Annotated in this window: 29 protein-coding genes; 19 read left to right on the forward strand and 10 right to left on the reverse strand. The window is 68.8% G+C overall.

The features are described 5' to 3' along the window. Positions 1 to 125 precede the first annotated feature (125 nt). The gene (locus KO481_RS09155) at positions 126 to 443 is read left to right on the forward strand and encodes an acyl-CoA carboxylase subunit epsilon (protein ID WP_308166446.1); all 318 of its coding nucleotides are present in this window, start codon (positions 126 to 128) and stop codon (positions 441 to 443) included. A gap of 1 nt (position 444) precedes the next feature. Then, complete coding sequence (locus KO481_RS09160) at positions 445 to 1,113, forward strand: Maf family protein (RefSeq protein WP_215916532.1); 669 nt, start codon at positions 445 to 447, stop codon at positions 1,111 to 1,113. On the opposite strand, the gene KO481_RS09165 is transcribed toward KO481_RS09160, so the two are convergent. Next, entirely contained in the window at positions 1,018 to 1,830 is an 813-nt protein-coding gene (locus KO481_RS09165; protein ID WP_215916533.1) for a helix-turn-helix transcriptional regulator, read from the reverse strand. The two genes, KO481_RS09160 and KO481_RS09165, sit on opposite strands and share 96 nt — an antisense overlap. Positions 1,831 to 1,997: 167 nt before the next feature. On the opposite strand from KO481_RS09165, the gene KO481_RS09170 reads away from it, so the two are divergent. Beyond that, positions 1,998 to 2,915, forward strand: a complete 918-nt coding sequence (locus KO481_RS09170; RefSeq protein ID WP_215916534.1) for a sulfurtransferase — start codon at positions 1,998 to 2,000, stop codon at positions 2,913 to 2,915. A 122-nt stretch (positions 2,916 to 3,037) separates the two neighbouring features. Next, positions 3,038 to 4,837, forward strand: coding sequence for an acetyl/propionyl/methylcrotonyl-CoA carboxylase subunit alpha (locus tag KO481_RS09175; protein WP_215916535.1), 1,800 nt, complete (start codon positions 3,038 to 3,040; stop codon positions 4,835 to 4,837). Between the two features lie 133 nt (positions 4,838 to 4,970). Here KO481_RS09175 and KO481_RS09180 read toward each other — a convergent pair whose 3' ends face one another. Beyond that, on the reverse strand, positions 4,971 to 5,729 hold the full coding sequence (locus tag KO481_RS09180) for a MerR family transcriptional regulator (RefSeq protein WP_215916536.1): 759 nt from the start codon (positions 5,727 to 5,729) through the stop codon (positions 4,971 to 4,973). A 124-nt stretch (positions 5,730 to 5,853) separates the two neighbouring features. Then, positions 5,854 to 7,320, reverse strand: a complete 1,467-nt coding sequence (locus tag KO481_RS09185; protein ID WP_215916537.1) for a serine/threonine-protein kinase — start codon at positions 7,318 to 7,320, stop codon at positions 5,854 to 5,856. Between the two features lie 291 nt (positions 7,321 to 7,611). On the opposite strand from KO481_RS09185, the gene KO481_RS09190 reads away from it, so the two are divergent. The 7 genes from KO481_RS09190 to KO481_RS09220 all read left to right on the forward strand — a co-directional run bounded on the left by KO481_RS09190 (position 7,612) and on the right by KO481_RS09220 (position 12,315). Then, a complete protein-coding gene (locus KO481_RS09190) occupies positions 7,612 to 8,037 on the forward strand; it encodes a DUF1707 SHOCT-like domain-containing protein (RefSeq protein WP_215916538.1) in 426 nt (141 codons plus the stop codon). Next, positions 8,038 to 8,376, forward strand: coding sequence for a hypothetical protein (locus tag KO481_RS09195; RefSeq protein ID WP_215916539.1), 339 nt, complete (start codon positions 8,038 to 8,040; stop codon positions 8,374 to 8,376). 146 nt (positions 8,377 to 8,522) lie between these two features. Continuing rightward, on the forward strand, positions 8,523 to 8,702 hold the full coding sequence (locus KO481_RS09200; RefSeq protein WP_215916540.1) for a hypothetical protein: 180 nt from the start codon (positions 8,523 to 8,525) through the stop codon (positions 8,700 to 8,702). 139 nt (positions 8,703 to 8,841) lie between these two features. After that, positions 8,842 to 9,642, forward strand: coding sequence for a biotin--[acetyl-CoA-carboxylase] ligase (locus KO481_RS09205; protein ID WP_308166448.1), 801 nt, complete (start codon positions 8,842 to 8,844; stop codon positions 9,640 to 9,642). A 98-nt stretch (positions 9,643 to 9,740) separates the two neighbouring features. Next, complete coding sequence (locus tag KO481_RS09210; RefSeq protein ID WP_215916541.1) at positions 9,741 to 10,286, forward strand: PH domain-containing protein; 546 nt, start codon at positions 9,741 to 9,743, stop codon at positions 10,284 to 10,286. Positions 10,287 to 10,327: 41 nt separating this feature from the next. After that, the gene (locus KO481_RS09215; protein ID WP_215916542.1) at positions 10,328 to 11,005 is read left to right on the forward strand and encodes a response regulator transcription factor; all 678 of its coding nucleotides are present in this window, start codon (positions 10,328 to 10,330) and stop codon (positions 11,003 to 11,005) included. Next, a complete protein-coding gene (locus KO481_RS09220) occupies positions 11,005 to 12,315 on the forward strand; it encodes a sensor histidine kinase (RefSeq protein ID WP_215916543.1) in 1,311 nt (436 codons plus the stop codon). Before KO481_RS09215 ends, KO481_RS09220 begins: the two co-directional genes overlap by 1 nt. Positions 12,316 to 12,394: 79 nt before the next feature. On the opposite strand, the gene KO481_RS09225 is transcribed toward KO481_RS09220, so the two are convergent. Further along, on the reverse strand, positions 12,395 to 12,940 hold the full coding sequence (locus KO481_RS09225; protein WP_215916544.1) for a GtrA family protein: 546 nt from the start codon (positions 12,938 to 12,940) through the stop codon (positions 12,395 to 12,397). Between the two features lie 64 nt (positions 12,941 to 13,004). Here KO481_RS09225 and KO481_RS09230 point away from each other — a divergent pair, with 64 nt between their 5' ends. Then, entirely contained in the window at positions 13,005 to 14,231 is a 1,227-nt protein-coding gene (locus KO481_RS09230) for a 5-(carboxyamino)imidazole ribonucleotide synthase (RefSeq protein WP_281066036.1), read from the forward strand. Then, positions 14,221 to 14,745, forward strand: coding sequence for a 5-(carboxyamino)imidazole ribonucleotide mutase (gene purE / locus KO481_RS09235; protein WP_308166450.1), 525 nt, complete (start codon positions 14,221 to 14,223; stop codon positions 14,743 to 14,745). The genes KO481_RS09230 and purE overlap by 11 nt, the downstream gene beginning before the upstream one ends. Positions 14,746 to 14,753: 8 nt before the next feature. Here the strand turns inward: purE and KO481_RS09240 are convergent, their stop codons facing one another. Continuing rightward, positions 14,754 to 15,152, reverse strand: a complete 399-nt coding sequence (locus KO481_RS09240; protein ID WP_215916546.1) for a type II toxin-antitoxin system VapC family toxin — start codon at positions 15,150 to 15,152, stop codon at positions 14,754 to 14,756. Beyond that, positions 15,152 to 15,424 (reverse strand): type II toxin-antitoxin system Phd/YefM family antitoxin, encoded by a 273-nt coding sequence (locus KO481_RS09245; RefSeq protein ID WP_215916547.1) that lies wholly within the window; start codon positions 15,422 to 15,424, stop codon positions 15,152 to 15,154. The genes KO481_RS09240 and KO481_RS09245 overlap by 1 nt, the downstream gene beginning before the upstream one ends. A gap of 99 nt (positions 15,425 to 15,523) precedes the next feature. Here KO481_RS09245 and KO481_RS09250 point away from each other — a divergent pair, with 99 nt between their 5' ends. The 3 genes from KO481_RS09250 to KO481_RS09260 all read left to right on the forward strand — a co-directional run bounded on the left by KO481_RS09250 (position 15,524) and on the right by KO481_RS09260 (position 18,028). Next, complete coding sequence (locus tag KO481_RS09250) at positions 15,524 to 16,213, forward strand: TetR family transcriptional regulator (protein WP_308166451.1); 690 nt, start codon at positions 15,524 to 15,526, stop codon at positions 16,211 to 16,213. Positions 16,214 to 16,380: 167 nt separating this feature from the next. Beyond that, the gene (locus KO481_RS09255) at positions 16,381 to 17,538 is read left to right on the forward strand and encodes an acyl-CoA dehydrogenase (protein WP_215916548.1); all 1,158 of its coding nucleotides are present in this window, start codon (positions 16,381 to 16,383) and stop codon (positions 17,536 to 17,538) included. A gap of 133 nt (positions 17,539 to 17,671) precedes the next feature. Then, on the forward strand, positions 17,672 to 18,028 hold the full coding sequence (locus KO481_RS09260) for a hypothetical protein (RefSeq protein WP_215916549.1): 357 nt from the start codon (positions 17,672 to 17,674) through the stop codon (positions 18,026 to 18,028). On the opposite strand, the gene KO481_RS09265 is transcribed toward KO481_RS09260, so the two are convergent. Together KO481_RS09265 and KO481_RS09270 are read right to left on the reverse strand one after the other, a co-directional pair. Then, the gene (locus KO481_RS09265) at positions 17,988 to 18,320 is read right to left on the reverse strand and encodes a GNAT family N-acetyltransferase (protein ID WP_215916550.1); all 333 of its coding nucleotides are present in this window, start codon (positions 18,318 to 18,320) and stop codon (positions 17,988 to 17,990) included. The two genes, KO481_RS09260 and KO481_RS09265, sit on opposite strands and share 41 nt — an antisense overlap. A 91-nt stretch (positions 18,321 to 18,411) precedes the next feature. Further along, entirely contained in the window at positions 18,412 to 19,764 is a 1,353-nt protein-coding gene (locus tag KO481_RS09270; protein WP_215916551.1) for an FAD-binding oxidoreductase, read from the reverse strand. A gap of 151 nt (positions 19,765 to 19,915) precedes the next feature. Between KO481_RS09270 and KO481_RS09275 the strand changes: the two genes are divergently transcribed. After that, positions 19,916 to 20,236 (forward strand): GroES family chaperonin, encoded by a 321-nt coding sequence (locus KO481_RS09275; RefSeq protein ID WP_308166453.1) that lies wholly within the window; start codon positions 19,916 to 19,918, stop codon positions 20,234 to 20,236. 121 nt (positions 20,237 to 20,357) lie between these two features. Here KO481_RS09275 and KO481_RS09280 read toward each other — a convergent pair whose 3' ends face one another. Continuing rightward, positions 20,358 to 21,896: an MFS transporter gene (locus KO481_RS09280; RefSeq protein WP_215916552.1), complete on the reverse strand. Its 1,539-nt coding sequence runs from the start codon at positions 21,894 to 21,896 to the stop codon at positions 20,358 to 20,360. Between the two features lie 107 nt (positions 21,897 to 22,003). Between KO481_RS09280 and KO481_RS09285 the strand changes: the two genes are divergently transcribed. Further along, positions 22,004 to 22,606 (forward strand): TetR/AcrR family transcriptional regulator, encoded by a 603-nt coding sequence (locus tag KO481_RS09285; RefSeq protein WP_215916553.1) that lies wholly within the window; start codon positions 22,004 to 22,006, stop codon positions 22,604 to 22,606. Positions 22,607 to 22,640: 34 nt separating this feature from the next. On the opposite strand, the gene KO481_RS09290 is transcribed toward KO481_RS09285, so the two are convergent. After that, the gene (locus KO481_RS09290; protein WP_215916722.1) at positions 22,641 to 23,582 is read right to left on the reverse strand and encodes a helix-turn-helix domain-containing protein; all 942 of its coding nucleotides are present in this window, start codon (positions 23,580 to 23,582) and stop codon (positions 22,641 to 22,643) included. 118 nt (positions 23,583 to 23,700) lie between these two features. Between KO481_RS09290 and KO481_RS09295 the strand changes: the two genes are divergently transcribed. Continuing rightward, on the forward strand, positions 23,701 to 24,426 hold the full coding sequence (locus tag KO481_RS09295; RefSeq protein ID WP_215916554.1) for an NIPSNAP family protein: 726 nt from the start codon (positions 23,701 to 23,703) through the stop codon (positions 24,424 to 24,426). Positions 24,427 to 24,527: the final 101 nt, after the last annotated feature.

The following is a 24,527-nucleotide window of genomic DNA, read 5'->3' on the forward strand; positions in this document are numbered from 1 at the left end:
GCGAAGATGGTAGGACGGCCTGAGTACTTCAGGGCCGTACGAAGACCGTTCGCGGGGTTCGTCGAAGACCCTGGGGACGCCGTGACCCACCGGGCCGCGGCACACGAACAGGAGGAACTGGCGCTGTGACGGCTGTAGCTGATGAAGAGGTACTGCGGGCCGCCGAGCTGGCGCTGTCGGTCGACGAACTCGTCGAGACGATGGAGCCGGTCGTGGCCGATGCCGAATCGACTGCCGGGCCGGTCATCCGGATCCTGAAGGGCTCTCCCACGGACGAGGAGATCGCCGCACTGGTGTGCGTGTTCGCGGCCGCGAGCGCGGGCGCCTCGGCCACCGCGTCCAGCGGGCCCGTGGATCTGTGGGGCATCCCGACCCTGATGCACCGCGGCGCGGCGCCGTTCTCCCCGTACGCATTCCCCTTCCTGTCGCACCTGCGCGACTGACGTGACGGGATTCGTACTCGGTTCCGCCTCACCCGCGCGCCTGCAGGTCCTGCGATCCGCGGGCCTGGCGCCCATCGTCCGGGTCTCCGACGTGGACGAGGACGCGGTGGCCGCGGCGCTGCCCGCCGGCACCCCACCCGAGGGGGTGGTCACCGCACTGGCGCGGGCCAAGGCGGAATCCGTCGCCGCCGCGCTGATCGCCGATGCCGCGCCGGTCGTGGCCGATTGCGTTGTGGTCGGCTGCGATTCGATGCTGCTGGTGGACGGGCAGCTGCAGGGCAAGCCGCACACCCCGGAGGTGGCCAAGGCGCGCTGGGCCGAGATGGCCGGGCGCAGCGCCGATCTGCTGACCGGACACTGCGTGCTGCGCCTGCGCGAGGGCCGGATCGTGGCCGCGGCCGCTGATTGCAGCAGCACCACCGTGCATTTCGCCGATCCCGGACCCGAGGAACTCGACGCCTACATCGCCTCGGGCGAGCCGCTGCAGGTCGCGGGCGCGTTCACCCTGGACGGGCGCGGCGGCTGGTTCGTGGACCGCATCGACGGCGATCCCTCGAGCGTCATCGGGATCGGGCTACCGCTGGTTCGTCGACTGCTTGGCGACGTGGGTGTCGGCATTGCGCAGCTGTGGGCCGTCGGAGCGCAGCTGGGGGCCGACGCGGCTCGCTGACGGCGCGGTCGCGGCTAATCGCGGCTCGGCGCCGTCCTGGGCCTGCGCGTCCGGCATGGTGCCCGGATCCGGCACGAGCGAACTCTTCAGGGCATCGAGCCGGGCCACGCACAGTTCGGGCTCCACGAACGGGTGCAGGCGCACATTCACCGTGTCCCGGCCGCCGCTGCGGTCCAGCGCCTCTCGCAGCAGCCCCAGATGCACGCCGCACACCACCTCCGAATGGGTGCGTGCCAAATCGCGCAGCGGGCACGCCGTCAGCCGGATCAGCGCCTGCTCGTCGGTCTCGGAGGCGGGATCGCGCTCGGGTGCGAAACCCAGCTCCGACATCATCGTGACGGTCAGGTCGCGCGCGTCGTCCAGGCTCTCGATCTGCTGCTCGAACGCCTCGATCTTGGCGCCCCAGGCCCGTCCGGCCGCGACCGCGGCCTCGGAGCGGCGCCGCGGGTCACTGCCGAGCTGATCGGCGAGCACCTGCGCGAGGTCCTGATAGCCGACCGATCGCTGGACGGCGCTGTACCCGATGCGCGGGCGGCCTCGCCCGCGCGGCGGCTGCTGGAACTGCCGCACCAGCGACTCCCGGGTGAGCACGTCCAAGTGGAATCGCACCGTGGTGACGTGCTGCCCGGTCACTCTGGCGAGTTGCTGGGCATCGAGAGGCTCGCTGGCGCCGCGCAGGATCGCGAGCAGGCGCCGTCGCGGCCAAGAATCGGACATAGCTCACCCCTCCTCCCGGGAGACTTTATCGGATGAGGCTGCGACTTATTCGCTCATTCATCCGATTCATGAATTCATGATCTGCAACCAGTTGCTGTAAGGATTCGCCCCTACCATCGGAGTGGAACCGTCGACCACCGTCTATCACGCGTGAAGGACCAACTACCGTGCCCGTCGCTCCGGACCCTCATCCTTCGTTCGGCTCCCACGCAGACCCTCACCGACTAGTAACCACGGAGTGGCTGTCGGCAAACATCGGCGCTCCCGGCCTCAAGATTGTCGAGTCCGACGACGATGTTCTGTTGTACGACATCGGGCACATACCCGGCGCCATCAAGATCGACTGGCGCGCCGAGCTTACCGACCCGCTGTCCCGGGACGTTGTCGACGGCACGCGTTTCGCCGAACTGATGCGGGCGAAAGGTATTTTGCGCGACGATACCGTGGTTGTCTACGGAGACAAGGCGAACGGCACGGCCGCGGCCACCCTGTGGGTGTTCCGGTTGTTCGGTCATCGCGACGTGCGCTTGCTGGACGGGGGCCGCGAGGCATGGATCTCCGAGGCGCGCGACACCGCGTTCGAGGTGCCCGATGCGGGCCTGGGGGAGTATCCGGTGGTCGAGCGCGACGACTCGCAGTCGCGGGCCTTCCTGGACGAGGTGCGTGCTCACCTGGGGCGGCCGCTGATCGATGTGCGCACACCCGAGGAGTATTCCGGGGAGCAGGACAGGATCCTCGACCGGCCGGACGAACAGTCCCTGCGCGCCGGGCACATCCCCACGGCGGTGAACATCCCGTGGACCGCGGCGGTCGGCGCCGGCGGGCGCTTCCGCTCGCGCGCGGAGCTGGACCGGATCTACGAGGCGATTCCGCCCGCCGCCGAGACGATCGTCTACTGCCGGGTCGGCGAGCGGGCCGCGCACACCTGGTTCGTGCTCACCGCGCTGCTGGGTCACGAGCGAGTGCGCGTCTACGACGGCTCGTGGACCGAGTGGGGGAATTCGGTTCGGACTCCCATGGTCAAGGGGACTGAACCGGGCGCGGCGATAGCGTCGCAGGGCCCGGCCGCGATACCTGCGGTGTGAGTGGCGAAACCCGCTCCGGGAACGCCCCTCCTACCCCTCGGTAAGCGTGGCCGGGTTCGGGTTCTATTGGCAGACTGCCTACACTCGCCGGAGAAGTAAGAATTCAGAGCACAGGAGGCTCAGTGCCCAACCATGCCAACGCGCAGATCACGAAGGTCCTCGTAGCCAACCGAGGCGAGATCGCCGTGCGCGTGATCCGGGCCGCCAAGGATGCCGGTATCGCCAGTGTGGCCGTGTACGCGGAGCCGGACGCGGATGCGCCCTTCGTGAAGCTGGCCGATGAGGCGTTCGCCCTGGGTGGGCAGACCTCGGCGGAGTCGTATCTGGTGTTCGACAAGATTTTGGATGCCGCGCGCAAGGCGGGCGCGGACGCGATCCACCCGGGGTACGGGTTCCTGTCCGAGAACGCGGACTTCGCGCAGGCCGTGCTCGACGCCAAGCTGATCTGGATCGGTCCCTCGCCGCAGTCGATCCGGGATCTGGGTGACAAGGTCACCGCTCGGCACATCGCCCAGCGCGCCGACGCGCCGATGGCCGCGGGCACCAAGGATCCGGTCAAGAACGCCGAGGAGGTCGTGGCGTTCGCGAAGCAGTACGGGGTTCCGGTCGCGATCAAGGCCGCGTTCGGTGGTGGCGGTCGCGGCATGAAGGTCGCGCACACCATCGAGGAGATCCCGGAGCTGTTCGAGTCCGCCACCCGCGAGGCGGTTTCCGCCTTCGGTCGCGGTGAGTGCTTCGTGGAGCAGTACCTGGACAAGGCCCGCCACGTCGAGGCGCAGGTCATCGCGGACAAGCACGGCAACGTGGTCGTCGCGGGCACCCGCGACTGCTCGCTGCAGCGCCGCTTCCAGAAGCTCGTCGAGGAGGCCCCCGCGCCGTTCCTGTCCGACGAGGTGCGCGCGAAGATCCACGAGTCCGCCAAGCGGATCTGCCGGGAGGCCGGATACTACGGCGCCGGCACGGTGGAGTACCTCGTGCAGGGCGAGACGGTGTCGTTCCTCGAGGTGAACACCCGCCTGCAGGTCGAGCACCCGGTGACCGAGGAGACCGCGGGCATCGACCTGGTGCGCCAGCAGTTCCGCATCGCCGAGGGCCACGAGCTGTCGATCACCGAGGATCCCACCCCGCGCGGCCACGCGTTCGAGTTCCGGATCAACGGCGAGGACGCGGGCCGCAACTTCCTGCCCGCCCCCGGACCGGTCGTGGTCTACCGCGAGCCCGCGGGCCCGGGTGTGCGTGTGGATTCCGGCGTGGTCGAGGGCTCGGTGATCGGCGGTCAGTTCGATTCGATGCTGGCCAAGCTGATCGTGTACGGGGAGAACCGCGAGCAGGCCCTGCAGCGCGCCGCGCGCGCCCTGGCCGAATACCAGATCGAGGGCCTGGCCACCGTGCTGCCGTTCCACCGGCACATCGTGGAGAACCCGGCGTTCATCGGCGACGGTGAGAAGTTCGACGTCTACACCAAGTGGATCGAGAACGAGTGGGACAACCCGATCGAGCCGTACACCGGCGGACAGCCGATCGAGGGTGAGGACGAGCCGCGCCAGAAGGTCGTGGTCGAGGTCGGCGGACGCCGCGTCGAGGTGTCGCTGCCCGGACAGTTCACCGTCGGCGCCGGGGTCGCGGGCGTGGCTGGAAACGGCACGGGCGTGGTCCGCAAGAAGCCCAAGCCGCGCACGCGTGGCGGTGGCGCCGGGGCCGCGGCCTCGGGCGATTCGGTGACGGCGCCGATGCAGGGCACCGTGGTCAAGGTCGCCGTCACCGAGGGCCAGACCGTGGAGGCCGGTGACCTGATCGTGGTCCTCGAGGCCATGAAGATGGAGAACCCGGTCAACGCCCACAAGTCCGGCGTGGTGACCGGCCTGGCGGTGGAGGCCGGTGCGGCCATCACCCAGGGCACCGTGCTCGCCGAAATCAAGTAGGCTCAGCGCTTTTCACCGAGGTCCCGCCCGCTCATGGTGAGCGAGCGGGACCTCGGCGTTCCGGCCGGCCGCGCCTCAGCGGAGGGGCACTCTCGATCCGGTGCCCCAGCTGTTCGTCAGCAGATGATCGGGGCTACTGACCGAGCCGCTGGTCGGCGTAGACAACCATCGCGTCTCGCTGATACTCGGCCAGGCCCTCGGCGATCTTCAGGTAGCTCGCCTTGTACCGCTCGTCGTCCACGAACATCTGGCCCATGCACTTGTACGCATCCCGGTTCGGGGTCCAGAACCGGCATATGCCCTGGTAGTGAGTGTGGATCTCGGCCTGTACCGCCGAGTTGCCGACTGGTGCGCCCGCGGCCATGAACTCGGCCATGCGGATCATCGCAGCGGTCGCTTCCCGCTGCATGCGCTCGACGTCCTCGGGAGTTATGTTCGCGGCGTTGCGCTGGGACTGCTCGAACTCCTCCGGCCAGCGTTCGCGGGCCTCATCGTCGTACTGCGAGTGGTCGAACCCCTCGAACAGGTTCTCCGGGCGGTTGATCTTGACTGCCATCTCTGTCTTCCCTTCGAGTTCGGCGATGGTGCGCGCCACCGTGTTCGCCATCCGGTCCAGGCGATTGCGCTCGGTGAGCAGACGGACGTGATGCCGCCGGAGAGCCGCGAGCGTGTCCGGCTCGGAATCGACCGACTCGGCGATCTCGGCGAGACTCAGGCCCAGCTCACGCAGGACGAGGATCTGCTGCAGGCGCAGCAGTTGCTCCTCCTCGTAGTAGCGATAGCTGTTGGCACCCACCCATGCCGGCTCGAGCAGCCCGACCTGGTCGTAGTGCCGCAGAGTGCGGGCAGTGACGCCCGACATCCTCGCCACTTCCGCGATCGACCAGCTCATAGCGCTCTCCACCATTTCCGTTGAGCCGGTCCATCCGACTTCGCCTTCGACCGTAGAAGTTGCCGTTACGGCAAGGTCAAGCGCAAACGCGAGTCATACGCCGGGGCCGGAGCGCCGGGCGGGCTCATTGGTTGCCCGGTGCGGGCGGGATGCTCATGCCCGAGGGGACCGGGATCTGGAACGTCAGGGTGAAGCCCGGCGCGACCGGGATGCTCAGCGGCGCCTGGCTCAGTCCCGGCGGAGTAGATTCGGTTGTCGGCGTGGGGGTTTCGGTGGTGGTCGGCGCCGCCGATATCGTGGTCGTCACCTCGGGCTGCGTCGGGGCCTGGCCGCCGCTGGACAGCAGCGCCGTGAAGGCCGCCACGACCACGAAGACGAGGATCGCCAGGATGATCGCTCCGGCGACAATCCCGAGGGCCCGGGCGGTCAGCATCGGATGGCGCCGGGCGGCGGCGGGCGCTGAGACCAGGACCGCGGGGGCTCCGGTCGGGGGCGGCGGATCCGGGTTCGCGAGCACCCGTGTCGGGAGTGGGCCCGCCTGCCAGGGGTGCGCGCGGGCCGGAGCGGGTCCCCGTGGCATCGGCCCGTCCATGACGGTCATGGTCCTCGTTCGTGCCGGCCCGGCTGCGGGAGGGACGGTCTGGTTCGGCTGCGCCCCCGGCGAGCCGGTATCCGGCTCGGCTTCCACGGGGTATCCGGTGGCGGCCGCGGCCCGGCCGGTCGCCGCGGTGGCCGGCAGTCTCCGCGTCGCCGATGGTTGCTCGAGTACCGGCGGTGTGCGCGAAATCGGTTGCGCCATACCGATGGCGGCCAGGGCCGCGGCGGCCAGCTCGCCGGCGCTGCGGTACCGATCGGCGGGCTGCTTGGCCATGCCGCGCGCGATCACGTCGTTCAGCGCCGCGGGGGCCGAATCCGCCCGCGGCGGATCCTCCTTCAGGTGGGCATGCAGTTGCTGCACCGGGTCCGTATCGCCGAACGGCCTTTGCGCGGTGAGGCATTCGTACAGCACGCAGGCGAGCGAATAGATGTCCGAGCGGGCGTCGGCACTGCCGGTGAACCGTTCGGGCGCCATGTACGCCATCGTGCCGACCGTGAAACCCGTTGCGGTGATATTGGTTTGGTTCGAGACGTGCGCGATTCCGAAGTCGATCAGGTACGCGAAACCGCTCGCGTGCACAATGATGTTGGCGGGCTTGACATCCCGGTGCACGAGCCCGGCCGCGTGCGCGGCGTCCAGTGCCTGCGCGACCTGTGCGACGAGATCCACCGCCCGCGCCGCATCCATCGGGCCGACGCGCAGCCGCCCGGCCACGTCCACCCCGGGAATGTGGGCCATGTCCAGGAACAGCCGCCCGTCGACCTCACCGTAGGTGTGGATCGGCACCACATGGGGATTGTCCAGCCGCGCGCCGATCGCGGCCTCGCGCTCGAACCGCCGCCGATAATCCGGATCCTGACCAGCGGTCACCGACAGAATCTTCAACGCCACCGAGCGCCCGGCCACGGTGTCCTGCGCCAGCCACACCTCACCGGCCGACCCCCGCCCGATGAGCCGATCGAGCCGGTACGTGCCGAACCGCTGCCCGGTCATCGGACCACCCCCACCGGACGCGCGATGTCGCCACGACGTGATGCGGCGGATCCGATCGCCGCGCGTGCCGAACCCGACGCGCGAGCGGTCCTGTTGCCGCATTGCCGGAACATATCCCGACCCTAGACCGAGCGGGCGAGTGGGAGCCAGTGAGCTCGACGACAGGCGCGCGCCGAATCCGATGCGCGAGCGTTCCTGATGTCGCGCTGCCGGAACATATCCCGACCCTGTACCGAGCGGGCGAGTCGGAGCCAGTGGGCTCGACGACAGGTGCGGGGTTAATCTCGTCCTATGGCCGATTCACCCGACATCCGCATCGGTACCGCGGAGCGTGAGGACGCCATTCGGCGTCTCTCGGATCATTTCGCCGCCGGGCGGCTCTCGGTCGCCGAGTTCGACGAGCGCAGCGCGCGGGTCGCGGCGGCGATGACGCGCGGGGACCTGACGCCGGTGTTCGCCGACCTGCCCGAGCCGGTCGCGGCGGACGCACCCGCCGCGCCGGCCGAGCATCGCGGACGCAGGCCCGAGGTCGGCGGTTCCGTGATGGGGCTGGTCGTCATCGCGGCGCTGGTGCTGTTCTTCCTGACGCACACCTGGCTGTGGTTCCTGATGATCCCGGCGGCGGGGATCCTGTTCGGCGCGGCCGGGCAGGGCGGGCGGAGTGGCCGCCGGCGCGATCGCCGCATCGAGCGGCGCGACCGGCGGCGGGGGCGGTAGATGGAGCCGATCGAGATCAACGCGGGTTCCTGGTACCTGCGCGCGCTGCGCGCCGACGACCGCATCGACGACCGCCCGGCCCTGACCGATGGCGGCATCGCCGATCCGGACTACATCGCCCGCCGCACAGCGGACTGGAGCGCCGAGACGGGATATTCGTGGGCGGTCTGCGAGCCGACCACCGCCGAACTCGTTGCCGAGATCGTCGTGACGCCCAATGCCGATGGCACGGCGGATATTTCGGGCTGGGCCCGCGAGGGCTACACGGCCGCACTGGAAACCGGGATCACCGCGGTGCGGCGATTCGTCTCCGGCGCACTGGGCCTGCGGCCGGTCTGAGCCGCGCTCGCCGAAAGCAGCGAAATGGGCTGCGCGGCAACCGGATCGAGTCCGCACACGGCTGTGACGAAGAATATTCGCTTTCATTCGGAGATATTTTCGCGCTACGGTTGGCTCCCTGAAATCGAGCACCGGGGAGGCGAGATATGTGGGAGTGGAGTAGAACCGTCGCCGAAAGGGCCGCGGCGGCCACCTGGCAGAGCGTGCGGGTGGTGGAGCCGAGGCCGACCGTCACCGATCCGCAGCCGTGGGCAGTGGCCGCGGTCGCGGAGCCCGAGGAGTCCGAGGGTGCCAGGGCATCCGCCGACTACTGCCTCGCGGGCTGATCGCTCCGGGACAACCTGCTCGACGGGCGCCGCGACCCATCGGGGTCGCGGCGCTGTTGCCTATCGGGGCCGTGTGCGACTCTCCGGCGGATCGTGGTGACGGTCCGGAGCGGACCCGGCGCCGGGGTAGCCTGCGAGGGTGCACAGGCCCCCCTTGGACGCCGCCGGACTGCGGCGCAGCATCGCCGAAACGCCGGAACTCTCGTACTTCTCGGGCATCGAGGTGGTGGAGTCCACCGGATCCACCAATGCCGACCTGATCGCCCGGGCGGCCGATCCACAGGCCGACCGTCAGGTCCTGATCGCCGAGACACAGGACCATGCCCGCGGCCGGTACGACCGCGCCTGGTCGAGCCCGCCGCGCGCGCAGATCTCGATGTCGATCCTGGTGCGACTGCACGACATCGATCCCGAGGTGCTCGGCTGGCTGCCGCTGCTGACCGGTGTCGCGGTCGTGGACGCCGTGCGCGCGACCACGGGAGTGAACGCAAAACTCAAGTGGCCCAACGATGTTCTCGTCGACGGCGGCAAGCTGGCGGGCATCCTGGCGGAGATCGCGGCCGTCGGCGCGGCGCCCGCGGTGGTGGTCGGCATCGGTCTCAATGTCAGCCTCACCCAGGACGAACTGCCCGTCCCGCACGCCACCTCGCTGACCCTGGCCGGTGCTCCCGACGTCGACCGCACCGCCCTGGTGCAATCCATGCTGCGTGAATTCGCGCGCCAGGTCACCCGCTGGCAGGCCGCGAACTGGGATGTCACCGCCCTGGCCGGGGAATATCGCGAACGCTGCACCACACTCGGCGCCCAGGTTCGTGCGGAACTGCCCGGCGGCGAGATCCTCGCCGGAACCGCCACGGATATCGACGGCAGCGGCCGCCTGCTCATCGACGGCCGCGCGGTCTCCGCAGGGGATGTAACCCACCTGCGCCCGGCGCGGTAAACCTGCCCGGAAACCCCGGCGCGGACCGCCGGGGTTCCTTCGCACGGCGCCGGTCGCCGCCATCCGTTCCGCGATCTTCACGCGGTAGGGTGCGGAATATGGGTTATCCGGAGGGGCTGCTCGCGCCGGACGAGCAATTACTCTTACACCGTCATCCGCACTGGAAGATGTTGTTCTGGCCTGCGGTCACCTTCATCCTGGCAACCGCGGTGGCCGGATTCGTCGCCGGGCTGGCCTCGCGGCGCACCGAGGGCACCGCGCAGAACGCGGCGCTGCTCGCCATCGCGGCGGTCTGGCTGATCCTGCTGCTGTGGCGCTGTGTGGGGCCGGTGCTGCGCTGGCGTACAACGCATTTCATCGTCACCGATCGCCGGGTGCTGGTGCGCGACGGGGTATTCACCCACACCGGCATCGACATTCCGCTCAATCGCATTGCGAGCGTGCAGTTCCGGAACGGCCTGTTCGATCGGATGCTCGGCACCGGCACCCTCATCATCGACGCGGCCTCCGGCGATCCCCTGGAGTACCACGACATTCCGCAGGTGGAACAGGTGCACGGCCTGCTGTACCACGAGGTGTTCGACACCCCTCGCAGCGATCCGCCGAACCGCGGTGACGACCGCCGCGCGCCGGGATACCGCTGATCCGTACACGGTCCGCGAGATCATCGACGTAGTCTTGTGCGGTGACAGCCGTATTGCTCGCCGAAGATGACGAGGCCATCGCCGCCCCGCTGTCGCGGGCGCTGGGGCGCGAGGGTTACTCCGTGACCGTGGAGAGTTTCGGCCCCGCCGTCCTCGAGCGTGCGCTGCACGGCGAGCACGATCTGCTGATCCTGGATCTCGGCCTACCGGGTATGGACGGGCTGGAGGTGTGCCGTCAGGTGCGCGCGAGCGGCGCCGATCTCGCGGTGCTGATGCTGACCGCGCGCACCGACGAGGTCGATTTCGTGGTCGGCCTCGACGCGGGCGCGGATGACTATGTCGGCAAGCCGTTCCGCCTGGCCGAGTTGCTGGCGCGGGTGCGGGCGCTGTTGCGGCGCAGCGGAATCGGCGACGAGGCCGTCGAGATCGGCGGCGTCCGGCTCGAGCCGCAGGCGCGCCGGGTGCTGGTCAACGGCCACGAGGTGAACCTGGCCAACAAGGAGTACGAGCTGCTGAAGGTCCTGATCGACAAGGCCGGTCAGGTCGTCTCGCGCGAGGCGATCCTGCGCGAGGTCTGGGGCGATGCCGATCTGCGCGGCTCCAAGACCCTCGACATGCACATGTCCTGGCTGCGCCGCAAGATCGGTGACGAGGGCCCCGTGGCCGAGCGCCGCATCGTCACCGTCCGGGGCGTCGGGTTCCGCTTCAACACCGACTGATGCGCCGCCGAATTCTCCGATCGATGCTGGCCGCGCTGCTCTTCACCACGGTCGTGCTGGGCGTACCGCTGGCCTTCACGGCCTGGCAGTGGGTCGCCGACCTGACCCAGAACGACCTGCAGGACCGGCTGGACCGGATGTCGCTGGAGTTGCGGGCGCAGGAGCAGCCCGACGGGCTGGTGCACGGCACCCTGGACCTGCATCTGGTGCAGGCGCTGATTCCGCAGGGCGGCAAGCTGACCATCATCTACCCGACCCCGGAGGACGCCGCGCTCAGCGTCACCGCCGGGGCGTCGCAGGTGAGCGATCCGGTGGTCCGTTCGCTGTCGATGGGCACCTTCGGCTCGCTGCGCATGGAGGCGCCCTCGGGCCGGATGCACGAGATGCAGTGGCAGGCCGTCGGGGGCGTGGCGCTGCTGGCGCTGGCGTCGATGTCCTCGGGTGTGGCGGTGGCGATGGTGACCGCGCGGCGGGTGGCCGACCCGCTGCGCGATGTCGCCGCGCGCGCGGCCCGGCTGGCGCTGGGTGACTTCCGGCTGGAGACCCGGCGGCACCGCATCACCGAACTCGACCGGGTCTCGGACGTGCTCGATGCGGCCGCGGTCGAGATCGCCGGACGGCTGCAGCGCGAACATGCGCTGGTGGCCGACGTCTCCCACCAGCTGCGCAGTCGCCTCACCGCGGTGCGGCTTCGACTGGACGAGCTGTCCGAGCATCCCGATCCGGCCGTGGTGCACGAGGCCGAGGAGGCGATGGCGCAGGTCGATCGGCTCACCGCGGCCATCGACGAGCTGGTGCGCGCCTCCCGGGACGAGAACGCGTCGGATCGCGATCCGGTCGCGGTGGTCGAGGAGCTGCGCGGGGTGGTGACCGAGTGGCGCCATCCGTTCGCCGAGGCGGGCCGTTCGCTGATCCTGTCGGGCGATCCGACGCTCCGCGCCCCCGTGACGGGGTCGCGGCTGCGCGAGGCGCTGGCGGTGCTCGTGGACAACGCGCTCATGCACGGCGCGGGCGACTGCACGGTCTCGGTCCGCACCGTCTACGGCGGCCCGGATCGCGAGCCGCTGGTCGCGGTGGAGGTGGCCGACGAGGGCGACGGCGTGAGCGACGAGTTGGCCCCGCACATCTTCGACCGCGGCTTCTCCGGCGCCGGATCCACCGGTGTGGGGCTCGCACTCGCCAGGGCGCTGATCGAGGCCGACGGCGGCCGTCTGGAGCTGCAGCGCCGCCGCCCGGCCCTGTTCGCGGTCTTCCTGGCCAAGCCGATGCCCGCGCGCTCGGGGATCGGGGCTACGACGGAACCGCGATGAGAACTCGCCCCGTCGTCCCGGCGCGCTCGTCGCCGGGACCGGCTACCTGAGGGCCGAAGACCTGCCGGAACGGCGGAGGTCAGGACTGGCCGAGCTGCTGCTCTTCCTCGTAGAGCTCCTCGAACTCGTCGACCAGGGCGTCGATCTCGTCCGGGAAGACCCAGCGCTTCATCGTCCAGAACCGGAACACCATCTGCAGGATGTTGCCGATGATGAAGGCGCTGAAGAAGTCGGCGATGTTCTCGGTGGTGAGGCTCACATGCGGGGTGCGCAGCTGGAACACGTAGCTCGACACCCACAGCGGCATCATGCTCAGCAGCACGCCGATGCCGCTGACCACGAAGAACAGCAGCGCCTCGTGGTGGCGCTCCCGCCCGCCGCGGCCCTTGAACGACCACTCCCGGTTCAGGATGTAGGACGCGATGACCGCGATCACACCCGAGATGATCTTCGCGGTGACCGGTTTGGGCGCCAGCACCGTGAGCTTGAGGGCGTAGAAGATCCCGCTGTCGATGAGGAAGGTAGTGGCGCCGACGATCGCGAACTTGATCAGCTCATGGTGGCGCAATGCGAGGTCCCGCAGGGTTTTGGGCAGGACGTTGACGGCACCGTCGACGAATGACACGTGATGAGTCTACGTGCGTCCCCAAGTGGGCAACCAACCCGCTCGCGATCGCCGGGAAGTGCCCATGACACCATTATGGCTCGTGACGTCCCGTTCCTTCGACAATTCGGGCATGCCGACCGTGACCATGATCGGTGGTGGCCAACTCGCGCGCATGACGCATCAGGCCGCGATCGCGCTGGGTCAGCGGCTGCGGGTGCTGGCCGAACGCCCCGACGACCCGGCCGCGCAGGTGAGTCCCGACACCGTGCTGGGCTCGCACACCGATCTGACGGCGCTGCGCAAGGCCGCGGTCGGATCGCACGTGCTGACCTTCGATCACGAGCACGTGCCGACCGAGCACCTCGAGGCGCTGATCGCCGAGGGGGTGAACGTGCAGCCGCCGCCGACCGCGCTGATCTACGCGCAGGACAAGCTGGCGATGCGGCGCAGGCTGGCCGAGTTCGGCGAGCCGATTCCCGCCTTCACCGAGGTGGAATCGGTCGCCGACGCCGTGCGGTTCGGTGACGAGCACGGCTGGCCGGTGGTGATCAAGGCCGTGCGCGGCGGGTACGACGGCCGCGGCGTGTGGATGGCCGATACCGCCGCCGAGGTCGAGCCCGTCGTGAAAGATCAGCTGGCGCACGGGGTTTCGCTGCTGGCCGAGCAGAAGGTGCGGCTGCGCCGGGAGCTCTCGGCGATGGTCGCGCGCTCGCCCTTCGGACAGGCCGCGGTGTGGCCGGTGGTGGAGACGGTGCAGCGCGACGGGCAGTGCGCGGTGGTGATCGCCCCGGCCCCGGACCTGTCACAAGAGCTGGCCACGCGCGCGGAATCGCTGGCGCTGCGGTTGGCCGCGGAGCTGGGCGTCACCGGCGTGATGGCGGTCGAGCTGTTCGAGACCGACGACGGCGAACTGCTGATCAACGAGCTCGCGATGCGCCCGCACAACTCCGGGCACTGGGGAATGGACGGCGCGGTCACCGGTCAGTTCGAGCAGCATCTGCGGGCCGTGCTGGACTATCCGCTCGGCGACACGAGCCCGCTCGCGCCGGTGACGGTGATGGCGAACATTCTCGGCGCGCCGGTGGCCCCGGACATGTCGATGGACGAGCGGCTGCATCATCTGTTCGCCCGGATGCCCGAGGCCCGGGTGCACCTGTACGGCAAGGGTGAGCGTCCGCACCGGAAGATCGGCCACATCAACGTCCTCGGCGACGACGTGGCACAGGTGCGGGAGAAGGCCGAGCGCGCGGCGCACTGGATGTCGCACGCGGTATGGACCGACGGATGGGATCCCCACGGTGAGCACTGAGGTTTCGAACACCGGCGCCGGGCCGCAGGTCGGCCTGATCATGGGCAGCGACTCCGACTGGCCGACGATGGAGGCTGCGGCGGAAGCGTTGGCGGAGTTCGGAATTCGCTTCGAGGTCGGTGTCGTCTCCGCGCACCGCACCCCGCAGCGGATGCTCGACTACGCCCGCGGCGCGGCCGGGCGCGGCATCCAGGTGATCATCGCGGGCGCCGGCGGCGCGGCGCACCTGCCGGGCATGGTCGCCTCGGCCACCGCCCTTCCGGTGATCGGCGTGCCGGTCCCGCTGAAGTATCTCGACGGCATGGACTCGCTGTTGTCGATCGTGCAGATGCCCGCGGGCGTCCCGGTCGCGACGGTCTCCATCGGCGGCGCCCGCAACGCGGGACTGCTGGCCGTGCGCATCCTCGCCGCGGCCGACCCGGCGCTGCGCACCCACATGGAACAGTTCCAGGCCGGGCTGGAGAACATGGTCCTGGAAAAGGACGCCACCCTGCGCGCCCGCCTGATGGGCTGAGGGGGTAGCTACGCGCCCGGGTGGGCAGTAGGCAGACCAAGCGTTTCGGCGGCAGCAAGCAGTCGTTTGTCGTAGGTGATGAATGCGGTCAGGACGTTTCCGAGCGCGGCGTGGGCGGTCGCCAAGTGGATCGCATCCGACGAACGCAGCATCACCTCCGGATAGGCTGCCGCCGTGGCGCGGACGAGACTGTCGATCTCGTACAGGGCAATTCGTCCCAGCACCCCCGGTACCGCCGCTAACAGTCCGGGTTCGGTGCGGCGCAGCGCGCGGGGCAGTTCGACCTCGGCCAGGGTGGAGGAGACCAGCATGGTTCCTCGGCGTTCCTCGATCCAATCGAATAGGTCGTCGGTCTCTTGCTCGTGTCGGACGAGCTTGACCAACGCCGCCGTATCGAGGTAGATCATCAGTAGCGTTCCTCGTCGCGAAGCTCTTCCAGCAGCGCGCCAGCCTCATTGTCTATGCGAACCGGCCCGCGCGGACGTGGAATCGGGCCTTCTGCAGTCGGCAGTCGTAGCGTGCCCGCCGCAATGCGGTCCGCAAGTGGATGCGGTGCCGCGGGCACGATGCGGGCGACAATCACCCCGCGCTCGCTGACGTCGATTTCCTCGCCGCGCTTGACACGCGCTAACACACCCGCGGTGTCCTGATTCAACATGCGAACGGCTACTTCGGCCATACGGCAACTGTACTACATATTTGTAGTACAAGGGCTCGAATTGTTCGAACCAATGTGCGTGATCATCGCTAGAGCTGTGCCGCTCGCTACCGTTGAACGGTGCCTGCAGACGATGTGACCCGCGCCAGATCAGACGACGACAATGCCAGATTCCGCCTGGCCGTCGTCGATCACGCGCTGCGGCTGTTCGCCGACAAGGGGTACGAGGCGACGACGGTGGACGAGATCGCCGAGGCGGCGGGGATCTCGCGACGGACCTTCTTCCGGCAGTTCCGGGCCAAGGAGGATGTCGTATTCGCCGATCACGAGGCGCAATTGGCGCAGGCTCGGGCGGATCTGGACGCCGCGCAGGGGGATCCGTGGGACGCGGTGTGTGAGGCCATCGTCGGTATCTTCGAGAGATTCACGCGGACAAGGGAATTGGCTGCGCGGCGGTATCGGGTGGTGCGGCAGGTGCCCGCGCTGCGGGATCGGGAGATCGTCACGGTGTTCCGGTACGAGCGGCTGTTCACCGACTATCTGCGCGAGGCGCTGCCGCAGGAGAACGATCTGGTGCTGATCCAGTTCTCGGCGTCGGTCACCGCGACCCACAACTATCTGCTGCGGCGCATGGTCCGCGGCCGGGCCGAGGCGGGGACGGCGGATTTGCGCGCGGCGCTGGCGGGGATCGCGCGCGGGGGCCGCGCGGGCGGCGATCCGGCCGGGGAGATGGTCGTCGCGGTCTTCCCGCGGCAGCTGCCGCCCGGGCAGGTTGCCGATCTGATCGCGCATCGTCTCGGTAGTCTGTGAGGTCGGACACATTTCAGTCGATGACACTCGGTGCCACGTGAAAGACGGCACATCCGGGCACGTAGGCGCGAACTGGCGCTGTATACTCGATAATGACTGGCACTGAGTGCCGTGGAGCTGGAGATTCGCGAAACAGGCGATCCCGACCGACGACCAGGAGAAGACCCATGGCGGGTAATCCCGATTTCGATCTGTTCAAGCTGGACGATGTCCACAACGAGCTGCGGGAGGCGATCCGCGGCCTGGCCGAGAAGGAAATCTCCCCGCACGCCAAGGATGTCGACGAGCACTCCCGGTTCCCGCAGGAGGCCCTCGACGCGCTCAACGCGGCCGGTTTCAACGCCGTGCACGTGCCCGACGCCTACGGCGGCCAGGGTGCGGATTCGGTCGCGACCTGCATCGTTATCGAGGAGGTCGCCCGGGTCTGCGGTTCGTCCTCGCTGATCCCGGCGGTCAACAAGCTGGGCACCATGGGCCTGATCCTCAAGGGCTCCGAGGAGCTCAAGAAGCAGGTGCTGCCCGACATCGTCGACGGGAAGATGGCCTCCTACGCGCTGTCCGAGCGCGAGGCGGGCTCCGACGCGGCCGGCATGCGCACCCGCGCCCGCCGCGACGGCGACGACTGGGTGATCAACGGCTCCAAGTGCTGGATCACCAACGGCGGCAAGTCCAGCTGGTACACCGTGATGGCCGTGACCGACCCCGAGAAGGGCGCCAACGGCATCTCCGCGTTCATGGTCCACCTCGACGACGAGGGCTTCGTCGTCGGCCCGCTGGAGCACAAGCTGGGCATCAAGGGCTCGCCCACCGCGGAACTGTATTTCGAGAACTGCCGCATCCCCGGCGACCGCATGATCGGCGCGGAGGGCACCGGCTTCAAGACCGCGCTCGAGACCCTCGACCACACCCGCCCGACCATCGGCGCGCAGGCTGTCGGCCTCGCCCAGGGCGCCCTGGACGCCGCGATCGCCTACACCAAGGATCGCAAGCAGTTCGGCAAGTCCATCGCCGACTTCCAGAACACCCAGTTCATGCTCGCGGACATGGCGATGAAGGTGGAGGCCGCGCGCCTGATGGTCTACACCTCCGCCGCGCGCGCCGAGCGGGGCGAGAAGAACCTCGGGTTCATTTCCGCGGCCGCCAAATGTTTCGCGTCGGATGTGGCGATGGAGGTCACCACCAATGCCGTGCAGTTGTTCGGCGGCGCCGGGTACACCACCGACTTCCCGGTGGAACGGATGATGCGTGACGCGAAGATCACGCAGATCTACGAGGGCACGAACCAGATTCAGCGACTTGTGATGTCGCGGGCCCTGCTGCGCTGAGAACTGAAAAGTAGCTCCCTTCTGGCCGGTCCGTAAAGGGGCCGGCCAGATGTGTTCTTGCATATGCGAATACAGTCGCAATCGGGCGAATTCGGGTCTATCAAACCGGGCTCGCACGGAGCACTATTAAGGCATGGCCGGAGTCGAGATCAACGACATGTTCGTCCGGCGCACGTTGGACAACGGACGTGTCGAAGAGGTGCTCTGGCGTGAGCTCTGCGAGGTCCGCGTCATCACCACGGCGGACGGGCCGTTCGCCGAGGCGATGTTCTTCGTGCTGATCGGGACGAAGGGAAACGGTTGTGTGGTGCCCTATTCGGCGGCGAATCCCGCACTGCTACCGCGGCTGCGTGCGCTACCGGATTTCGACGACCGGAGGGTGACCCAGGCCCTGGCCAGCACCAGCGACTGCCAGTTCTCGGTCTGGCGCCGCACCCCCTGGCGGACCGTCAGCGGACCAGATCGCTGTATTCGCGATGCTCGGCGATGAACTTCTCCACGTACCAGCACGTGGGGACGATGGAGAAGCCCGCTTCCCGGGAGTCCCGCAGGGCGTATTCGACGACCTGCGCGGCCACCCCGCGGCCGCGGAATTCCGGAAACGTCAGGGTGTGCTGGAAATCGCGGGTCCGCCGGCCGCCGGTGACACGCTCGCTGTAGTCGGCGTATCCGGCGAGGGTGTCGTCCAGATAGATCTCGTAGCGGGTGTCGGCAACGTTGTGCTCGAACCTGGGTGACGGCGCGACGGTACGTTCGGCCGGGCGGGGTGATTCCGTCGTCATACGAGGTGAAACTCCTTGCCGATAGGGGTTGTTCCGGATCGGGCGAGGGTATTTCGGAATTGCTGAAATGTACCCGGCCGCATGTGCCTGGCTACAGCACCGCGCCGGGGTTGAGGATGCCGTGCGGATCCAGGGCGTCCTTGATGCGCCGCGTCAGCGCCATCACGTCGGGGCCGAGCTGATCGGGCAGCCAGGCCTTCTTCAGGCGCCCCACGCCGTGCTCGCCGGTGATGGTGCCGCCCAGCGCGATCGCCAGCTCCATCACCTCCCTGAAGGCCAGGTGGGCGCGCGCGGTCTCGTCGGCGTCCTGCGGATCGTGCACGATCAGCGGATGGGTGTTGCCGTCCCCGGCGTGCGCGATCACCGAGATCAGCACCTCGCGCCGCGCGGCGATATCGGCTATGCCGGAAACCAATTCGCCCAGGCGCGGCAGCGGGACGCCGACGTCCTCGAGCAGCAGGGTGCCCTTGCGCTCGACGGCCGGAATGGCGAACCGCCGTGCGGCGGTGAAGGCCTCGCCCTCCTCGGGATCCTCGGTGCTGAATACCTCACGGGCTCCGGCGTTCTCGCAGGCGGCCACCATCAACGCGGCCTCGGCGACGGCGTATTCGCCGGGCGCGTCGGAGCGGGCGACAAGCATGGCGGCGGCGGTGCGGTCCAGGTCCATGCGCAGCTCGTCCTCGACGGCGTTGATGGCCACCGCATCCATGAATTCCAGCATCGAGGGCCGCAGCCGCGCGGTGATGGCCAGAATCGCCGCGATGGCCGCCTCGAGTGTGGCGAACGTAGCCACGACCGTGCTCTGGCGCGGCTGCGCGGGCAGCAGGCGCAGGGTGAGCTCGGTGATGATGCCCAGGGTGCCCTCGCTGCCGACGAACAGCTTGGTCAGCGAGAGCCCGGCCGAATCCTTCAGGCGCGGCCCGCCCAGGCGTACCACCGTGCCGTCGGCCAGCACCACCTCCATGCCGAGCACGTAATCGTTTGTGACGCCGTACTTCACGCAGCACAGCCCGCCGGCGTTGGTGGCCGCGTTGCCACCGATCGAGCAGATCTCGAACGAGGACGGGTCGGGCGGATACCACAGGTCGTGCTCGGCGGCCGCGCGCTTGACCTCCGCGTTCAGCAGGCCCGGCTGGGTGATCGCTGTTCGGGTGACCGGATCCACGGTGATCGCGCGCATCCGCTCGGTGCTCAGCAGCAGCGCGCCGTCCTGGGCGGTGGCTCCGCCGGACAGCCCCGTGCCCGCGCCCCGCGGCACCACCGGCACCCGCCGCTCGTGCGCCCAGCGCAGCACGGTGGAGACCTGCTCGGTGGTGGTGGGACGGACCAGCGCCAGGGCCGTTCCCGCGTCGGGATCCAGGGCCCGGTCCTGGCGGTAGCCCGCCAGAATGTCGGGATCGGTGACCAGGGTGCCGTCGGGGAGCAGTGCTGCGAGGGTGTTCATGTCCACCTCACGAAACTACGCGGCCCGCACGACGCCCACACCAGCGAGTGGCGAAGGTGAGCAGCCGTCATCCGGCGGCCCGACGAGCAACCTTGGTGGTAAGCAGCGGCACGCTGAAGTCGCGGGGAGGCGGAACAGCTAGACTCCGCGGGTGTCCGAATCGAAGCTCGAGATCCAGATGCTGCACGACCGGGTGATGGTGCGTGAGACCCCGGAGTCTGGGGAGCGGCGCAGTAGCGGCGGCATTCTGATTCCGGCGACCGCGCAGGTGGCCAAGCGGCTCACCTGGGGTGAGGTGTGTGGCGTCGGGTCGCACGTGCGCAGCGTCGAGGTGGGCGATCGGGTGCTGTACAGCCCCGACGAGCAGTTCGAGGTCGAGGTACAGGGGCAGGCGTATCTGGTCATGCGCGAACGCGACCTGCATGCGGTGGCCAACGAGCGCACCGAGCACGGCACCGGGCTGTATCTGTAGGACACACGCACGCCGGGTGGTTGCTGAACCGACGGCCGCCGATGCAAGCGGCGTGGCGCCGTCCGGTGCGATGCGGGCCGCCATCCGGCGGCCCGACGAGCAAGTCTCCGGGCAGGCAACGTCACGCTGAAGTCGCGGGGAGGCGGGTTGCTGCCCATATCGCGATCACCAGCACCACGACGCCGACCAGCGCGGCGGCCTGCATCGCGGCCACGTAGTCCCCGCGTCCCGTCCCCGAGCCCAGCGCCGCGAAGAAGGTCGTGCCGAGAATCGTTGCGCCGATGGCGTTTCCGAACTGCTGCGAGGTGGTCAGCGCCCCGGCCGCCATTCCGGCCTGTCGTGGCGCGATGCCCGAGGACAGCACCGCGCCGATCACCGACGGCAGGGTCAGCCCGTTGCCGGTGCCGACGATCATCATGCCCGGAATGAGCTCCAGCACAGACACATTGCGGCCGAAGACGGTCAGCACGGCCAGGATCACCAGGCAGCCCAGCAGTCCCGCGCCGACCCCGGCCACCATGACCCGGTTGCCGATCCGGTCGGACACGCGGCGGGCCAGGAAGAACGAGCTGCCCGCGAAGCACAGGCCCAGCGGCGCGAACGCCAATCCCGCACGCAGCGGTGACAATCCGAGCCCGTCCTGCAGCAGCAGGGTCAGGCACAGCATGAATCCGGCGAAGAACGTCAGGTAGCCGCCGCCGATGAGCATTCCCGAGCGGAACACGCGCCCGCGCACCATCTCCATGTCCAGCACCGGTTCGCCGCCCCGGCGGGCCAGCAGCGTCTCGTAGCGCAGGGTGAGCAGTAGTACCGGCGCGGCCGCGGCCATGCAGAGCCAGGTCCACAGCGGCCAGCCCTCGGGGCGGCCGACGGTCACGGGCACCAGAATCAGCGCCAGCGCGGCCGAGATGCCGAGTGCACCAACGGGATCCAGCTTAGGACGGGACGTGACCTCGTGCCCGGGCAGCCAGCGTGCGGCCAGCGCGGCGGCGGCCAGCCCGACGGGGACATTGATGTAGAAGATGGTCCGCCAGCCCCATCCGAACAGGTTCGCATCGAGCAGCACTCCGCCGCCCACCTGTCCCGCGACCGCACCCAGGCCGATGGTCGCGCCGTAGGCCGCCATCGCGCGGGGCCGCTCGGCGACCGGGAACAGCGTGTTGATCAGCGCCAGCAGCTGCGGCACCATCAGCGCCGCGGTGCCGCCCTGCAGGATGCGGAAGGCCACCAGCGACCAGGAATTCGGGGCCAGGCCGCACAGCAGCGAGGCCGCGCCGAACGCGAGCATGCCCAGGATGAACATCCGGCGGTGTCCGTGCAGGTCGCCGAGGCGCCCGCCGGTGATCAGGGCCGAGGCGAAGGCGAAGCCGTAGCCGCCGACGATCAGTTCGAGCGCCGACTGGCCGGTGTGCAGGTCGTGCTGCAGCGAGGAGGCCGCGACATTGACCACGAACCAGTCGAACATCGCCATGAACATGGCGCTGAGCACGACGGGAAGCACGCGCCAGCGGGCGGCGAACGGCTCAGGTTCGCCGACGTGCGTGGTGGACCGTGCCGCGTTGCCGGGGGTGGTGGAAGGTGTTGGGACGGTGGGACTTTCGATCGTCGACACGTCGAGCTCCAGGAATCGGCGGAATTGTTCGGCGCCGCGCTGCGCCATGGGGGCGGAGGGTTGCGCCCTCGCGAAGTCTGTAACTAACCGGTTGGTTGAAACTATTCCGCCCCGCTCGGGACTTGTCAACCATTCGGTTGGTTAGAATCGAGCGCATGGCAGCCGCACGCGATCCCGAGGCCACCAAGGCCCGCATCTTCGACGCGGCCATCAGCGAGTTCGCCGCGTACGGCATCGCCGGCGCCCGGGTCGACCGCATCGCCCGCAACGCCAGCGCCAACAAGCAGCTGATCTACGCCTACTTCGGCGACAAGCAGCAGTTGTTCCGGCAGGTGCTGGAGAAGGTGATGCTCGACGTCGCCGACGCGGTGCCCGTCGACATGGACGATGTCGACGCCTGGGTCGATGCCCACCTGGACTACCACCGCGACCACCCCGAATTCCTGCGCCTGCAGATGTGGGAGGCGCTGGAGATGGGCCCGGAAGAGATCGCGGCCGGCGCGGCCCGCGCGGGCCGCTACCGGGACAAGGTCGGCGCGATGGACGACGCGCAGCGCCGGGGCGTCGTACGCGACGACATCCCGCCCGCCTATCTGCTGGCGCTGATGACCTCGATGATCAACTACAAGGAGGCGATGTCGCAGTACGGGCGCTTCATGCTCGGCGAAGACGCCGATCCCGAGGTGTGGCGCACGTGGCTCAAGTCCGCGATGCATCGGCTCTCGGCCAAGGAACCGCCTGCCGCGCAGCAGGATTGAGCGCGTAGCGGGAAGGTTCGGAAGCGACGCGTGATCACGCGGTCGTGTGGAATGCGCGGCGATACTGGGTAGGTGTCACACCCAGGTGGACGCTGAAGTGGCGGCGCAGGTTCGCCGCCGAGCCCAGCCCGCTGCGCTCGCTGATCTGTTCCACCGTCAGATCGGTGGATTCGAGCAGGTTTCGTGCATAGATGACACGTTGGGCGAGCAACCACTGCAGCGGGGTCGTGGCCGTCGCATCGTGGAACCGCCGCACGAAGGTCCGGGCGCTCAACCCGGCTCGGCGTGCCAGGATATCCACGGTCAGCGGCTGTGCGAGATGCTCTGCGGCCCAATGCAGCAGCGGGCCCAGTCCGGCGTCGTCGGTCTCGGGAACCGGCACGCTGACGTACTGGGACTGGCCCCCGGCCCGGTGAGCGTGCAGCACCATACGACGGGCCACCTGGTTGGCGACCTGCGCACCGAGGTCGGAACGCACCACATGCAGACACAGATCGATGCCGGCGCTGCGGCCTGCGCTGGTGAGCACATCACCGTCATCGACGTAGAGGGCGGAGGCATCCACCTGCACCAGAGGGTGCAGCATCGCCAGGGTAGCGGCATACATCCAATGAGTCGCCGCCCGCCGTCCGTCCAATAGTCCCGCGGCGGCCAGAACGAACGATCCGGTGCACAGCGAGACGATCCGAGCCCCCGCGCCGGCCGCCGCCCGAACCGCGTCGATCAGCGCCGGCGGAATGGGCAAGCCCGACTGGACACACGCATACGGCAGCGCCGGCACGATCACCGTGTCCGCGGCCGCCAGCTCCGCCAGGCCGTGATCCGCACGCTGTAGGAAGCCGAACTCGCTGCGAGTGCCACCCGGATTCGCCGCGCACAGGTGTAGGTCGTACCAGGGGTCGGCGAGGTCTGTTCGTTTCCGTCCGAACACTTCGCAGGCGATGGCCAACTCGAACAGAGGCATGTCATCGATCATGGCCACAGCGACCGACCCGGGGTTCTCCACGACGTCAACCTACTTGGCAGAAATAGTGCGAATATTGGAAGTCCTGCCACTCGCGGCTGGGTGGGCCACGTCGGCATGATCCAGAATCATGAACAGCTTGAATGTCTTCGAGTTGCGGCAGTACACCGTGCACCCGGGACAGCGCGACGTCCTGATCGACCTGTTCGACCGCGAGTTCGTGGAAACCCAGGAGGAAGCGGGTATTCGCGTGATCGGCCAGTTTCGCGACGAGGACGACCCCGACCGGTTCGTGTGGATTCGCGGATTCCCCGATATGAACGCGCGCCGAGAGGCGTTGACCGCGTTTTATATCCATGGAGCCGCATGGCGAACACATCGTTCCGCCGCCGGAGCCACCATGCTCGATACCGACAACGTTCTACTACTGCGCCCCGCCCGATCCGAGTCCGGGTTCACGCTGTCGAGCGCACGCCCCGCGCTCGATGCCGACACGCTGCCGAACTCCCGAGTCACGCTGACCATCTATCACCCGGCCATTTCACGCGAGGACTTCGCCGCCTTCTTCGAACAGCACGTGAAACCGATGATGGCCGAGACCGCGGCCCCGCCGGTGGCCTACCTGAGCACCGAGCCGGCGCCCAACACCTACCCGGCTCTACCGGTGCGAACAGATGAGAACGTCTTCGTCTGGCTGGCGGTATTCGCCGACTCCGATCATCGCCGCGACCACGAGCGACAACTCGCACAACCCAACGGCTCGCAAAGACAGGTGCTCTCGGATCTGACCCATCGGCTCAACGCCCCGCCGCAACATCTCAGACTTGCCCCCACCGCACGATCGCAACTGCGTTGACCCGGATGGCGGGATAGACGCTGGGACAGGAAACAGCGGCGGGGGGGGGGGCCGCGCGCCCCCCCGCGCCCCCCCCCCCGGCGGAGCCAACCCCCCCCCAC

The organism is Nocardia albiluteola (assembly GCF_018860155.1).
In the GTDB taxonomy this organism is placed as follows: domain Bacteria; phylum Actinomycetota; class Actinomycetes; order Mycobacteriales; family Mycobacteriaceae; genus Nocardia; species Nocardia albiluteola.

Coding starts and splice junctions, on each gene's coding strand:
- KO481_RS09165 (WP_215916533.1), bottom strand. CDS start 1,830: ATGTCCGATTCTTGGCCGCGACGGCGCCTGCTCGCGATCCTGCGCGGC.
- KO481_RS09180 (WP_215916536.1), bottom strand. CDS start 5,729: ATGAGCTGGTCGATCGCGGAAGTGGCGAGGATGTCGGGCGTCACTGCC.
- KO481_RS09185 (WP_215916537.1), bottom strand. CDS start 7,320: ATGACCGGGCAGCGGTTCGGCACGTACCGGCTCGATCGGCTCATCGGG.
- KO481_RS09190 (WP_215916538.1), top strand. CDS start 7,612: ATGGCCGATTCACCCGACATCCGCATCGGTACCGCGGAGCGTGAGGAC.
- KO481_RS09195 (WP_215916539.1), top strand. CDS start 8,038: ATGGAGCCGATCGAGATCAACGCGGGTTCCTGGTACCTGCGCGCGCTG.
- KO481_RS09200 (WP_215916540.1), top strand. CDS start 8,523: ATGTGGGAGTGGAGTAGAACCGTCGCCGAAAGGGCCGCGGCGGCCACC.
- KO481_RS09210 (WP_215916541.1), top strand. CDS start 9,741: ATGGGTTATCCGGAGGGGCTGCTCGCGCCGGACGAGCAATTACTCTTA.
- KO481_RS09220 (WP_215916543.1), top strand. CDS start 11,005: ATGCGCCGCCGAATTCTCCGATCGATGCTGGCCGCGCTGCTCTTCACC.
- KO481_RS09230 (WP_281066036.1), top strand. CDS start 13,005: ATGACACCATTATGGCTCGTGACGTCCCGTTCCTTCGACAATTCGGGC.
- KO481_RS09240 (WP_215916546.1), bottom strand. CDS start 15,152: ATGATCTACCTCGATACGGCGGCGTTGGTCAAGCTCGTCCGACACGAG.
- KO481_RS09245 (WP_215916547.1), bottom strand. CDS start 15,424: ATGGCCGAAGTAGCCGTTCGCATGTTGAATCAGGACACCGCGGGTGTG.
- KO481_RS09255 (WP_215916548.1), top strand. CDS start 16,381: ATGGCGGGTAATCCCGATTTCGATCTGTTCAAGCTGGACGATGTCCAC.
- KO481_RS09260 (WP_215916549.1), top strand. CDS start 17,672: ATGGCCGGAGTCGAGATCAACGACATGTTCGTCCGGCGCACGTTGGAC.
- KO481_RS09265 (WP_215916550.1), bottom strand. CDS start 18,320: ATGACGACGGAATCACCCCGCCCGGCCGAACGTACCGTCGCGCCGTCA.
- KO481_RS09270 (WP_215916551.1), bottom strand. CDS start 19,764: ATGAACACCCTCGCAGCACTGCTCCCCGACGGCACCCTGGTCACCGAT.
- KO481_RS09280 (WP_215916552.1), bottom strand. CDS start 21,896: ATGGCGCAGCGCGGCGCCGAACAATTCCGCCGATTCCTGGAGCTCGAC.
- KO481_RS09285 (WP_215916553.1), top strand. CDS start 22,004: ATGGCAGCCGCACGCGATCCCGAGGCCACCAAGGCCCGCATCTTCGAC.
- KO481_RS09290 (WP_215916722.1), bottom strand. CDS start 23,582: ATGATCGATGACATGCCTCTGTTCGAGTTGGCCATCGCCTGCGAAGTG.
- KO481_RS09295 (WP_215916554.1), top strand. CDS start 23,701: ATGAACAGCTTGAATGTCTTCGAGTTGCGGCAGTACACCGTGCACCCG.